Source organism: Citrobacter sp. Cu096, assembly GCF_030332285.1.
Taxonomy (GTDB): domain Bacteria; phylum Pseudomonadota; class Gammaproteobacteria; order Enterobacterales; family Enterobacteriaceae; genus Citrobacter; species Citrobacter meridianamericanus.
This window is the reverse complement of record NZ_JAOWID010000019.1, coordinates 20,258-32,631: the sequence shown is the minus strand read 5'-3', so window position 1 is coordinate 32,631 and position 12,374 is coordinate 20,258. Positions and strand designations below refer to the sequence as shown.

At 52.5% G+C, this 12,374-nt stretch carries 13 protein-coding genes; 7 read left to right on the top strand and 6 right to left on the bottom strand.

Annotation, left to right across the window (positions count from 1 at the left end; all coding sequences use genetic code 11):
- Nucleotide 1: 1 nt before the first annotated feature.
- From OGX99_RS04250 to OGX99_RS04240, 3 genes are read left to right on the top strand one after another with little or no spacing between them, the layout of a single operon-like run.
- Complete coding sequence (locus tag OGX99_RS04250) at nucleotides 2-355, top strand: DUF2620 domain-containing protein (RefSeq protein ID WP_187253785.1); 354 nt, start codon at nucleotides 2-4, stop codon at nucleotides 353-355.
- A gap of 11 nt (nucleotides 356-366) precedes the next feature.
- A complete protein-coding gene (locus OGX99_RS04245) occupies nucleotides 367-1,671 on the top strand; it encodes a YhfT family protein (protein ID WP_151216839.1) in 1,305 nt (434 codons plus the stop codon).
- Between the two features lie 13 nt (nucleotides 1,672-1,684).
- Nucleotides 1,685-2,779: an aminotransferase class I/II-fold pyridoxal phosphate-dependent enzyme gene (locus tag OGX99_RS04240; RefSeq protein WP_151224121.1), complete on the top strand. Its 1,095-nt coding sequence runs from the start codon at nucleotides 1,685-1,687 to the stop codon at nucleotides 2,777-2,779.
- 67 nt (nucleotides 2,780-2,846) lie between these two features.
- Here OGX99_RS04240 and OGX99_RS04235 read toward each other — a convergent pair whose 3' ends face one another.
- The 6 genes from OGX99_RS04235 to tsgA all read right to left on the bottom strand — a co-directional run bounded on the left by OGX99_RS04235 (nucleotide 2,847) and on the right by tsgA (nucleotide 10,003).
- Complete coding sequence (locus tag OGX99_RS04235) at nucleotides 2,847-3,017, bottom strand: YhfL family protein (RefSeq protein ID WP_187253783.1); 171 nt, start codon at nucleotides 3,015-3,017, stop codon at nucleotides 2,847-2,849.
- A gap of 272 nt (nucleotides 3,018-3,289) precedes the next feature.
- Complete coding sequence (cysG, locus tag OGX99_RS04230; protein ID WP_151216837.1) at nucleotides 3,290-4,663, bottom strand: siroheme synthase CysG; 1,374 nt, start codon at nucleotides 4,661-4,663, stop codon at nucleotides 3,290-3,292.
- A gap of 15 nt (nucleotides 4,664-4,678) precedes the next feature.
- Entirely contained in the window at nucleotides 4,679-5,488 is an 810-nt protein-coding gene (gene nirC / locus OGX99_RS04225) for a nitrite transporter NirC (RefSeq protein WP_187253782.1), read from the bottom strand.
- Nucleotides 5,489-5,683: 195 nt separating this feature from the next.
- Complete coding sequence (gene nirD, locus OGX99_RS04220) at nucleotides 5,684-6,010, bottom strand: nitrite reductase small subunit NirD (protein WP_151216835.1); 327 nt, start codon at nucleotides 6,008-6,010, stop codon at nucleotides 5,684-5,686.
- Complete coding sequence (gene nirB / locus OGX99_RS04215) at nucleotides 6,007-8,550, bottom strand: NADPH-nitrite reductase large subunit (protein ID WP_252838524.1); 2,544 nt, start codon at nucleotides 8,548-8,550, stop codon at nucleotides 6,007-6,009. The genes nirD and nirB overlap by 4 nt, the downstream gene beginning before the upstream one ends.
- A gap of 271 nt (nucleotides 8,551-8,821) precedes the next feature.
- Complete coding sequence (tsgA, locus tag OGX99_RS04210; RefSeq protein ID WP_151216833.1) at nucleotides 8,822-10,003, bottom strand: MFS transporter TsgA; 1,182 nt, start codon at nucleotides 10,001-10,003, stop codon at nucleotides 8,822-8,824.
- A gap of 263 nt (nucleotides 10,004-10,266) precedes the next feature.
- Between tsgA and ppiA the strand changes: the two genes are divergently transcribed.
- The 4 genes from ppiA (at nucleotide 10,267) to pabA (ending at nucleotide 12,300) form a co-directional block, all read left to right on the top strand.
- Nucleotides 10,267-10,839, top strand: a complete 573-nt coding sequence (gene ppiA / locus OGX99_RS04205; protein ID WP_003023595.1) for a peptidylprolyl isomerase A — start codon at nucleotides 10,267-10,269, stop codon at nucleotides 10,837-10,839.
- 106 nt (nucleotides 10,840-10,945) lie between these two features.
- A complete protein-coding gene (ficA, locus tag OGX99_RS04200; protein ID WP_151216832.1) occupies nucleotides 10,946-11,113 on the top strand; it encodes a FicA/YhfG family antitoxin in 168 nt (55 codons plus the stop codon).
- Nucleotides 11,103-11,705 (top strand): putative adenosine monophosphate-protein transferase Fic, encoded by a 603-nt coding sequence (locus OGX99_RS04195; RefSeq protein ID WP_286542775.1) that lies wholly within the window; start codon nucleotides 11,103-11,105, stop codon nucleotides 11,703-11,705. Before ficA ends, OGX99_RS04195 begins: the two co-directional genes overlap by 11 nt.
- A gap of 31 nt (nucleotides 11,706-11,736) precedes the next feature.
- Nucleotides 11,737-12,300, top strand: a complete 564-nt coding sequence (gene pabA / locus OGX99_RS04190) for an aminodeoxychorismate synthase component 2 (protein ID WP_151216830.1) — start codon at nucleotides 11,737-11,739, stop codon at nucleotides 12,298-12,300.
- Nucleotides 12,301-12,374 lie beyond the last annotated feature (74 nt).

Genomic DNA, 12,374 nt, shown 5'->3' with positions numbered 1-12,374 from the left:
CATGAAAAAGATTGGCGTTGCTGGCTTACAGCGTGAGCAGATTAAAAAAACTATCGAAACTGCCGCTCCGGGCTGTTTTGAAGTCTCCATTCATAACGATATGGAGGCGGCAATGAAGGTGAAATCCGGACAGTTGGATTACTACATCGGTGCGTGTAACACCGGCGCGGGGGCTGCGCTGTCGATTGCCATCGCGGTGATTGGCTACAACAAAAGCTGCACTATCGCCAAGCCAGGTATTAAGGCGAAAGACGAACAGATCGCAAAAATGGTCGCGGAAGGGAAAGTGGCATTTGGTCTCTCCGTCGAACATGTTGAACATGCGATTCCGATGCTGGTTAACCATCTGAAATAAAAGGCATGACTATGGATCTGTATATTCAGATTGTGGTGGTGGCCTGCCTGACCGGCATGACGTCACTTCTGGCGCATCGTTCGGCGGCTGTCTTTCATGACGGCATCCGTCCGATTCTGCCGCAGCTGATCGAGGGGTACATGAATCGCCGCGAGGCGGGAAGTATCGCGTTTGGTCTGAGTATTGGCTTTGTCGCGTCGGTTGGGATCTCCTTTACTCTGAAAACCGGCTTACTTAACGCCTGGCTGCTGTTCCTGCCGACGGATATTCTCGGTGTGCTGGCAATGAACAGCCTGTTGGCGTTCGGTCTGGGGGCTATCTGGGGCGTACTGATTCTGACCTGCCTGCTGCCGGTGAACCATCTGCTCACAGCGTTGCCGGTTGATGTACTGGGTAGCCTTGGCGAGCTGAGTTCTCCGGTCGTTTCCGCATTCGCACTTTTCCCGCTGGTCGCGATTTTCTACCAGTTTGGCTGGAAACACAGCATTATCGCGGCGGTGGTGGTGCTGATGACCCGCGTCGTGGTGGTGCGTTACTTCCCGCATCTGAACCCGGAATCGATTGAGATTTTTGTGGGGATGATGATGCTGCTGGTGATTGCCATTACGCATGATATTCGCCACCGTGGCGATGAAGAGATGGATGGCAGCGGGCTATCGGTCTTTGAAGAACGAACCTCGCGGATTATTAAAAACCTGCCGTACATCGCGATTGTCGGTGCACTGATTGCCGCCGTCGCCAGTATGAAGATTTTCGCTGGTAGCGAAGTTTCAATTTTTACGCTGGAAAAAGCCTATTCGGCGGGGATTACGCCGGAGCAATCGCAGACGCTGGTTAACCAGGCGGCGCTGGCAGAATTTATGCGTGGGTTGGGTTTTGTGCCGTTGATTGCCACCACCGCGCTGGCAACCGGTGTATACGCGGTAGCGGGCTTCACCTTTGTTTATTCCGTTGGCTATCTGGCTCCGAACCCGTGGATAGCGGCAATCCTTGGCGCTATCGTGATTTCCGCAGAAGTGCTGCTGCTACGCTCAATTGGCAAATGGCTGGGGCGTTATCCATCAGTGCGTAACGCGTCGGACAATATTCGTAATGCGATGAATATGCTGATGGAAATGGCGCTGTTGGTAGGCTCGATTTTTGCCGCCATCAAGATGGCTGGCTACACCGGTTTCTCGATTGCGGTGGCGATCTACTTCCTCAACGAATCGATAGGGCGTCCGGTTCAGAAGATGGCAGCCCCGGTCGTGGCAGTAATGATCACCGGTATTGTGCTGAATATTCTCTACTGGTTTGGTCTGTTTGTTCCGGCCTGAGGAGGTGTAAAACATGAAGACGTTCCCTCTGCAAAGCCTGACGATTGCGCAGGCACAGCAGAAGCAGTTTGCGTTGGTGGATGTGATCTGCCGTCACTTTCCGGGTGCTGATTTTCTGTCCGGCGGAGATTTGGGACTGGCTCCGGGGCTGAATCAGCCCCGGGTCACGCAGCGTGTGGAAAAGGTGTTGGCCGAGGCTTTTCATGCTGAGGCCGCTGCCCTGGTCCAGGGCGCAGGCACCGGGGCTATTCGCGCCGGGCTGGCTGCACTCCTCAAACCTGGGCAGCGACTGCTGGTTCACGACGCGCCTGTGTATCCGACAACACAGGTGATCATCGAGCAGATGGGCATCACCCTGGTCAGGGCTGATTTCAACTGCCCCTCGGCAATCATGCGGGCTATTACGCAGTATCGCCCTGACGCCGCGCTGGTACAGCATACGCGGCAGCAACCGCAGGACCGTTACGTTTTAGCGGATGTGTTGGCGGAAATAACGCAATGCGGCGTACCGACGTTAACCGATGATAACTACGCGGTGATGAAAGTAGACGGAATTGGTTGTGAACGAGGGGCGACGCTGTCCACCTTTTCCTGCTTTAAGCTCTTCGGTCCGGAAGGCGTAGGGGCGGTTGTCGGCAAGGCGGAGGTTATCGCTAAAATCCGTACCAGCCTCTATTCCGGTGGCAGCCAGATCCAGGGGGGGCAAGCACTGGAAGTGCTGCGTGGCCTGGTTTTCGCCCCTGTAATGCATGCGGTACAGGCTGGGGTAACTGAACGGCTGCTAACGATGCTCAATAGCGGAGTGCTACCCGAGGTGAAACAGGCTGTTATTGCCAATGCCCAGTCGAAGGTACTGATCGTGGAGTTTCACCAGCCGATTGCCGCCCGCGTGCTGAAGGTGGCGCAAGAAAGAGGCGCGCTACCGTACCCGGTGGGAGCGGAGTCGAAGTATGAGATCCCGCCGCTGTTCTATCGCCTTTCCGGGACATTTCGTGAAGCAAATCCGTCGTTGGGTGATTATGCGATTCGCATTAATCCAAATCGCAGTGGAGAAGAGACCGTACTACGTATTTTGCGCGAGAGCGTGAATGCGATGATGTGTGAATGAGTATCTAATCTATAAATGGAAAAACCGGGGAGTTCCCGGTTTTTTTGTATCTGCGCAATCGCTTCTATTACTGATCTGCAGCCGGGCCGCAACCACCAATAATTTTAGAAATTGAAATAGCCGGATGCAGTAAGTAATCGTAGCTACAGTTATTTTTTTTGTTTTCGATATGACCAGTACATGCAGTCAGCGTAGCCAGTACACCTGCCACGATGGTGATTTTTGCAAATTTAAACATGATAAAATCCTTGTAAGATATCTGTTTTTTAAATGGATGAAATCCATTTCTCGTCGATTAAGATATCAACTAAGGAAAATTTTAAATAGTCCGAATAAGGACATAGTAATGTTTGTGTGGAATATATTTTTAATGGATTAAAATACTATGAAATGTATCTGTAATTAATGAAATGATGAATGCTATGAATGATATATTGTGTAGATTAAATATTGATTCTTATGAATCATAAATAGATGCCCTGATATTAAGGGCATCTATTTAACGTTCAATTAATGGTTTGAGAACCAGTTGAGTTTATCACGCAGTCCAACCACGCGACCGACAATAATCAGCGCCGGACTTTCAACCTGTTGTGCCAGCTCACCGAGCTGCGTCAGTACCCCGTTGACGACGCGTTGCTTCACGGAAGTCCCGTTTTCTACCAGCGCGACGGTCATATCAGGCTGCATGCCAAACTCGATCAATTTTTCCTGGATGGTTGCGGCCTGGTTCAGTCCCATATAGAACACCAGCGTCTGTTTTTCGGCTGCAAGGTTTTCCCAGTCCAGCTCTCCGCCGGTTTTCAGGTGTCCGGTGACCAGACGTACACTCTGGGCGTAATCACGATGGGTCAGCGGAATGCCGGAATAGGCAGAACAACCGGATGCTGCGGTAATCCCTGGCACAACGGAGAATGGAATACCGGCGTGGCACAAGGTTTCCAGCTCTTCACCGCCGCGGCCAAAGATGAACGGGTCGCCACCTTTCAGTCGCACGACGCGTTTGCCCTGTTGCGCCTCACGCAGCAGGATCTGGTTAATCTCGTCCTGCGGGACGCAGTGGTAGCCCGCGCGTTTACCGACAAACACCCGGTCAGCATCGCGGCGTACGAGATTCATGATGTCGTCGGAAACCAGACGGTCATAAACCACGACATCCGCTTGCTGGATCTGCTGTAACCCTTTCAGTGTCAATAGCCCGGCATCGCCAGGACCGGCGCCAACCAGCACCACTTCACCACGATGGTCCAGCGGTTCGCTGAGCAACTGCTCGGTGGTTTCCTCGACGGCCTTCTGATCGCTGTTCGCCAGCGACTGTGCCAGTCGGTCATTAACGAACAATTTTTCCCAGAAGCGGCGACGTTCACCCATACTGGCAAATTGTTTTTTCACCCGGGAACGCAACTTGCCTGCATACTGCGCGACCTGACCCAGATGTTGAGGCAGTAAGGATTCGAGTCTTTCACGCAGCAGACGGGCAAGCACCGGCGATGTACCGCCGGAGGAAACCGCCACCATCAGCGGCGAGCGATCGATAATGGAGGGCATGATAAAACTGGCTGCTTTTGGCGCATCGACCACGTTACAGAAGATGCGGCGTGACTCCGCAGCAGTACTGACGCTTTGGTTGACGGCGTCGTCATCGGTGGCGGCAATAGCCAGCCAGCAGGTGTCGAGCAGGGACTCATCGAACGGTCCCTCAACCAGCGTCAGCATGCCTTCATCTGCCCATACGGTAAACTGCGGAATAAACGCCAGCGCATTAACCGTTAAACGGGCGCCCGCTTCCAGCAGTAACCGCGCTTTGCGTTCTGCGACATCACCACCGCCGACGATCAGGCAGTCGCGGTCACGTAGTTGACAAAATATAGGCAAATGGTCCACGACATTACCCCTTAATTAATTATTAGCAGCCGCCTCTGGCTGGTTGATTTTTGCCGGAGCCGGACGCTCCGATTTTGGCGTAGCATACCAATAACCCAATCCCATGAATACGACACCGGACAAAGTATTACCGAGTGTCACCCACAGCAAGTTATGACCAATTCCTGACAAGGTATACGCCTCGCTGTGATGACCGAACCAGGAGAGGGCAAACAGTGTCATGTTGGCAACCGAGTGCTCATAGCCGGAAGCGATAAATGCCAGCAAACACCACCAGATTGCGAGGAACTTTGCTGTACCTTCGGTACGGATTGCCATCCAGATAGCCAGACAAACCAACCAGTTACACAGTGCGCCTTTAAAGAAAAGTACCGTTGCAGGCGCGGTGGCTTTTGCCAGTGCAACCGTATGTACAATGCTGGTATCGACCGGCAGCAGGCTACCGCCACCCCAACTGTACAGCAGGGCGACAAACACGGAACCCACCAGATTTCCCAGCCAGGTTTGCGGCAAAATGGCCCACATCTGACCGTGGCTGATGGTGCCCGCTTTTACGCCAAGTGTCAGGAACATTGTATGGCCTGTGAACAGTTCGGAACCGGCAATAATCACCAACGTCAATGCAATACCAAAGGTTGCACCCATCACCAGCGGACGCACAGACGGGTCAAGCAGATTACCGAGCGTAAAAATAAGGATGATGCCAAGGCCAACATAGGCTCCTGCCATGGCGGAGCTGACCCAGAATCCGAGTGGGTTATTAGCCGACAGGCGTGCGATGCGCGCAGCATTGGCCGCACACTTATTGATAGTGTCAGTAAACATTTGATTATCCTTTTCTCACTTCATCCTTTGCACTGCCTCTTTGTTGGCTGCCCTCGCTCACCCCAGTCACATAGTGAACTATGCTCCTGGGGGATTGCTCAGTTGCCGCCGCGATGCAGCACAAATGATTTGGTGATAACAATTACAATGAAAAAAATACAAAAAAGGGGAGGCGTTGCGCCTCCCAAAAATTAATTAACCGCGCAGTTGTACCGTGCCGTCTTTCACGCGGGCTTCGTAATGTTTCACGGAGAACTGTTCGTCTTCCATGCACAGTCCGTCGCTTAAACGAAAGCGCTGTTTTTTCAGCGGGCTGGCGACCCACAATTCGCCCTGATGCTCCGCAATCAGCCCACGAGACAACACGCTCGACTCAAAAAACGGGTCAATGTTGCTGATCGCATACACCTGGTCGCTGTGATATGGGCGGAAAATCGCAACCTGCTCGCTACCTAACAGGGCGCAGACGCCTGTTGCAGGCAGAATGTCATCGATTTTGCAGATGTTTTTCCACTGGCTCATGCGTTTTCCTCCACCAGAGTGACCGGGATACGCTCGTATGGCGTGGCCGGACGATGTTGTTCACGTTCAGGCACAACCTGGACATTCGGATCGCGTTGATCGCTGTTGATAAAGTGTTTGAAGCGAACCTGTGCGGATGGGGTGTTAACAGTCTCCGTCCACTCGCAGACCACCGCCTCACGCAGACGGGCCATCTCTTCTTCCAGGTGCTGGTTCAGACCCAGTTTGTCGTCGATGATGACTGATTTCAGATACTCGATACCGCCTTCCAGATTGTCTAACCATGGCGCGGTACGGGTCAGTTTATCGGCGGTACGGATATAGAACATCATGAAACGGTCAAGGTACTTGAGCAGCGTTTCGCGATCGATATCCGCTGCCAGCAGATCCGCATGGCGAGGTTTCATCCCACCGTTACCGCAAACGTACAGATTCCAGCCTTTCTCAGTGGCGATAATACCCACGTCTTTGCCCTGAGCTTCCGCACATTCGCGGGTACAGCCGGAGACGCCGAATTTCATTTTGTGCGGGGTACGAATACCTTTGTAGCGATTTTCCAGTTCCACGCCGAAGCCGACGCTATCGCCGACGCCATAACGACACCAGGTGCTACCGACGCAGGTTTTCGCCATACGCAGTGCTTTGGCGTACGCATGGCCGGTTTCAAAGCCCGCTTCAATCAGCTGGCGCCAGATTTCCGGCAGGTCATCTTTCTGCGCGCCGAACAGGCCGATACGCTGAGAACCGGTGATTTTGGTGTACAGGTTAAATTTACGCGCGATACGACCCACGGCAACCAGGCCTTCCGGCGTAATTTCACCGCCCGCAGAGCGCGGGATCACGGAGTAGGTACCGTCTTTCTGGATGTTTGCCAGGAAGTTGTCGTTGGTGTCCTGCAGCGGTGTGTGCTGTGGTTTGAGGATGTACTCATTCCAGCAGGACGCCAGCAGGGAACCTACGGTCGGTTTGCACACTTCACAGCCGTAGCCTTTCCCGTGTTTTGCCAGCAGTTCTTCGAAGGTTTTAATACCTTCTACACGGATCAGATGGAACAGTTCCTGACGTGAGTACGGGAAATGCTCACACAGATTGTTGTTAACTTCGATCCCCTGTTTCGCCAGTTCGGCGTTCAGAACCTGCGTTACCAGCGGGATACACCCGCCGCAGCCGGTACCGGCTTTGGTTTCTGCTTTAAGCGCCGCCACGGTGTGGCAGCCTTTGTTGATAGCGGCAACCAGCATGCCTTTAGTGACATCAAAGCAGGAGCAAATCTGCGCGCTGTCCGGCAGTTTATCCACGCCGATAGACGGCTTACCACTGCCTGCGTGTGCTGGCAGAATCAGTGAATCCGGATTTTCTGGCAGTTCGATGGCGTTCAGCACCAGTTGCAGCAAATTGCCGTAATCGCTGGTGTCGCCCACCAGAACCGCGCCGAGCAGGGTTTTGTTATCTTCGCTAACGATGAGGCGTTTGTAGACTTCTTTGCTTTCGTCGAGATAGACGTAGCTACGGGCGCCCGGCGTGCGCGCATGCGCATCGCCAATCCCGCCAACATCTACGCCGAGGAGCTTCAGTTTGGCGCTCAGATCCGCGCCTTCAAAGGCGTTTTCGGTTTCGAGAATATGGTCAACGGCAACCTGCGCCATTTTGTAGCCTGGGGCCACCAGACCATACACGCGGTTGTTCCAGCTGGCGCATTCGCCGATGGCGTAGATATCCGGGTCAGAGGTCTGGCAAGAATCGTTAATCACGATCCCGCCGCGCGGCGCGACGTCCAGGCCGCACTGAGTCGCCAGTTTGTCGCGTGGGCGAATACCGGTGGAGAAGACGATGAAATCAACTTCCAGTTCGCTACCGTCGGCAAAACGCATGGTTTTGCGTGCTTCGGTGCCTTCCTGAACGATCTCTTTGGTATTTTTGCTGGTGTGCACACGCACGCCCATGCTTTCAATTTTGCGACGTAACTGCTCGCCACCCATATGATCCAGCTGTTCAGCCATCAGCATCGGTGCGAATTCAATGACGTGAGTTTCAACGCCGAGGTTTTTCAGAGCGCCAGCGGCTTCCAGACCCAGCAGGCCACCACCGACGACGGCGCCGCGCTTACTACGACGCGCGCAAGACTCAATAGCGTTGAGGTCTTCAATGGTCCGGTAAACGAAACAGTCCTGGGTTTCCGAACCTTTAATCGGTGGGATCCACGGGTAAGAGCCCGTTGCCATGATCAGTTTATCGTAATAGACCGTACGACCTGCGCTGGAGTGGATCACCTTCTCCTGGCGGTTGATAGTAATTGCGCGCTCGCCCACTAACACCTTAACGCCGTGCTTCTCGTAGAATCCTTCACGCACCAGAGAAAGCTCTTCGGCGGTGTGGTGGGAGAAGTAGGAAGACAGGTGTACACGGTCGTACGCTTTGCGGGGTTCTTCACAGAAGACGGTAATATCAAAATTGGCAGCGTCGGATTTATCAAGAAGATCCTCAATAAAGCGATGGCCGACCATACCATTACCGATAATAGCGAGTCTGACTTTGCTCATTTTTGCCTCGATTTCTTTTCTATTACCGCCTACCTTAACGATTCAGCAACCCCGCTTATTGATGCAAATCAAATTCACCTTTATATACTCCTTAAGAGGTATATGGCTGATTTAACTGCATTTTTATAAGTTACGGAATTAACTGGCTTTTCGTGTTTGTATAAAAAGCATACAAATTAAAGGGCTTTTGTAAGAGTTGGCCTACATGACCAGCGAAAGGAAGAGGGGGCGAGAATGTGCCGGACAGCGCAGATACTATCCGGCGGTGAGATTAATGCGTGACTGGCGCGTTATGCTGGCGATGACGCGTGACGAACCCAAGAATAAAGCACATCACGAATACAACAGCATACAAACCGTTAGCCGTCTGCAATGCCGCCAGCGGGCCGCTGTGCGCCACAATAGGACCGGTGACCACGAAGGTGAGCATTGTACCGATGGTGCCACAGGTCAGAACGAAGTTAACCAGTTTTGGTGAGGCGACCTTCGTCTGCTGTGAGCCGAGGGTAATAATGGTGGTATAAATCGCGCTGGAGAAGAAGCCCAGCGTCAGGATGAACCACGGCATATGTTCCGGCGTACCGGTGATGAACAGATACATCAGAACGGTGGCCAGACCTGCCAGTACAGTCAGGATGCGCTGCAGATCGAAGAATCGCAGGATAAAGCTAAATGCCCACATACCAACCATGTAAGACATCCAGAAATCGCTGACCAGTTTACCCGCATCGTTCAGGCTCATTCCCAGACTTTTGGCGTATTCCGGTACCCAGGAGATAAAGCCCAACTGACCGAGGATGTAACATAGCGCGGCGATCGCCAGGAACAGCACGCCAATACCCCATTTTTCTTTCACTACCGGGGCGTCCGGTTGTTGCGCGTGTTTACCCAGCGCCGGGAATTCGCAGCCAAAGGTCAGCAGGAAAATGGCGACGTAGACCAGGCCGATGCAGGCATAGACCCAATACCATTCAATACTGCGTGCTAACAGATACGCTGCTACCATCGGGAAAATCATCCCCGCCATGCTGAAGAATGAGTCAGTAAACAGCAGGCGGGAACCGCGCTGGCGACCTTCGTACATCTGGGTCACCAGGAATGTACCAATCGACATGGTGATACCACTCACCACACCCAGTACAAACATGGCAGCAGAGAACAAAGCCAGGCTATGGCTGAGCATCAGTCCGGCGACAGCCAGGACCATCAGGATAAAACCAAAGCGCAACTGAGTTTTCAGTGGCACAATTTCCATCAACCATGCATTCAGAAAGATAGAGATCAGAATGCCTGCATTCAGGAAGGTGAAGGTATTACTCATACTGGAAACGGGCAAATGGAAATAGTCTGCGATGTTTCCCATCACCATCCCGGTGACAATTACCAACGCACCTGTCAGGGCGTAGGAGAGAAAGCTAATCCATGTGAGCTTGATGCGATTGCTGTTAGTCATGACTGGCCTGTATAGAAGTGTAAGGCGCATTGACTGCGCCGTGAGCGGGCAGATTTTAGGCGCTTTTGTGACGTATTTAAATATTTATTGGTAATGACTTTATTTATTACATTTTGTATGTGATCTAAATCACATTGAGTGATGCAGCAGTAAGGTTACATTTGTTTCAGGTACGTAAAATTAGGTAAAGGGATGGCCTTGTCCTTGAAGGCTCTTTAGAATCAATTCACTTGCTTCATTTCTGCTCTTGTTAAGGAATTCTCATGCTCAAATCGACTCTGGCGGCTGTTGCAGCTGTTCTCGCCCTTTCTGCTCTCTCTCCCGCAGCACTGGCAGCAAAAGGGGACCCGCATGTCCTGCTGACAACTTCTGCCGGTAACATTGAGCTGGAGCTGAACAGTCAGAAAGCCCCGGTTTCAGTGCAAAACTTTGTCGATTATGTCAACAGTGGTTTCTATAACAACACCACGTTCCACCGTGTGATCCCTGGTTTTATGGTGCAGGGCGGTGGTTTTACCGAGCAGATGCAGCAGAAGAAACCTAACCCGCCAATCAAGAATGAAGCCGATAACGGACTGCGTAACACCCGTGGCACGATTGCCATGGCGCGTACTGCGGATAAAGACAGCGCGACCAGCCAGTTCTTTATCAACATTGCAGACAACGCTTTCCTCGATCACGGCCAGCGCGACTTTGGCTACGCTGTTTTCGGTAAAGTTGTGAAAGGGATGGATGTCGCGGATAAGATCTCTCAGGTTCAGACCCATGATGTGGGTCCTTACCAGAATGTTCCGTCAAAACCGATTGTTATCCTGTCTGCCAAAGTCCTGCCGTAATCGTATTTTGCGCGGGCAATGCTTGCCCGCGTTCTCTCGCTTCTCTGCGTAACCCGAAATTGCTGCTTATACTTGTGGCAAGTGTCGGCTCATTCAGGGAGGTCACGTGAAAAAACTCACCGATAAACAAAAGTCCAGGGTCTGGGAACAACGGCGAAACGCCAATTTCCAGGCCAGTCGGCGGCTGGAAGGCGTGGATATTCCACAGGTTACCCTGAGCGCTGAAGACGCGCTGGCGCGTCTTGAAGCGTTGAGGAGGCACTATGAGCGATAAATTCGGTGATGGACGTGACCCCTACTTGTATCCGGGCCTGAATGTCATGCGTAACCGCCTGGGTATTCACCAGGCGCAGCGTCTGGCGCAGGCCGCTTATGAGTTGACGGCGCTGCGCGCAGCCACTATCGAATTGGGCCCGCTTAAACGGGGTTTGCCGCATCTGTGCGCTATTCATCGCCAACTCTATCAGGATATTTTTGACTGGGCGGGACATCTGCGAGAAGTCGATATTTACCAGGGTGATACCCGCTTTTGCCATTTCGCTTATATCGAGAAAGAGGGCAATGCGCTGATGCAGGACCTGGAAGACGAGTCCTGGCTGGTGGGGTTATCGGAGGATAAATTTGTCGACCGACTTGCGCACTATTATTGTGAAATCAACGTACTGCATCCGTTTCGTATTGGCAGCGGTCTGGCGCAGCGTATTTTCTTCGAACAGTTAGCGATTCATGCCGGGTATATGTTGAGCTGGGATGGCATCCAGGTTGAAGAATGGAACCGGGCTAATCAGAACGGGGCGATGGGCGACCTGTCTGCGCTGCGGGTGATATTTCGTAAAGTGGTAAGCGTAGTTCCGGAAACTGAGTAGAATAGCGCGGTTCTTATGTACCGGAGCCGCCATGATTCTGCTTATCGATAACTATGATTCATTTACCTGGAACCTGTATCAATACTTCTGTGAACTGGGGGCTGATGTCCTTGTCAGGCGCAACGACGAGCTGACGCTGTCGCAAATCGATGTGCTGAATCCGCAAAAAATTGTCATTTCCCCGGGACCTTGCACGCCGGATGACGCCGGTATTTCGCTGGATGTTATTCGCTATTTCGCGGGGAAGATCCCTCTGCTGGGGGTTTGTCTGGGGCACCAGGCGATGGCGCAGGCCTTTGGCGCGACCGTGGTGCGGGCGGCTAAAGTGATGCACGGTAAAACGTCGCCTATTTCGCATAACGAGCAGGGGGTTTTTCAGGGACTCGCCAATCCATTAACGGTAACGCGCTACCATTCTCTGGTGGTCGCTCCCGAAACCCTTCCTGACTGCTTTGAGGTGACCGCCTGGAGTGAAACGCAGGAGATCATGGGTATTCGTCACCGGGAGTGGGATATGGAGGGGGTGCAGTTTCACCCGGAGAGCATTCTCAGCGAACAGGGGCATCAGCTGCTGGCTAATTTTCTCAATCGGTGATTTGTGGTTGCTATTCAGTGATTTTTTATTCATATTTTGTGATTATAATCTCACTAGCATTTCTGCTTAACAGG